General features: G+C 65.4%; 1 protein-coding gene. It reads left to right on the forward strand.

Annotated features, from left to right (window positions below; translation table 11 throughout):
- Positions 1–451: FGGY-family carbohydrate kinase (locus EN750_RS38695; RefSeq protein WP_245482964.1), on the forward strand; the 451-nt coding region annotated here is incomplete at both ends.

Genomic DNA, 451 nt, shown 5'->3' on the forward strand with positions numbered 1-451 from the left:
AACTGATGCAGAAATGGCCGCAGCGCGTGGTGCCCCCCGGTGAAGTCGTCGGCACGCTGAGCGCCAAGGCGGCCGATGCGCTGGGGCTTCCCGCCACGGTCAAGCTCGTGCAGGGCGGCGCGGATGCGCTGATCGGCATGATCGGTCTCGGCGTGGCGCAGCCGGGCCAGTTGGCGCTGATCACTGGCTCCTCGCACCTGCAGTTCGGTGTCTCGGAGACGCCGCTCAACGCGCCGGGGATCTGGGGCAGCTATCCCGATTGCGTCTATCCCAAACGCTACATCGTTGAAGGGGGGCAGACCTCCACAGGCTCGATCATCGCCTGGCTTGGGCGCTTGATGAACGGCACGATGGATCTCGACGAATTGAACCGCAAGGCCGTCGCACTCGAGCCGGGCTGCGACGGGCTGATCGTGCAGGATCATTTCCAGGGCAATCGCACCCCCTATAC

The organism is Mesorhizobium sp. M7A.F.Ca.ET.027.03.2.1, from assembly GCF_003999175.1.
Taxonomy (GTDB): Bacteria; Pseudomonadota; Alphaproteobacteria; order Rhizobiales; family Rhizobiaceae; genus Mesorhizobium.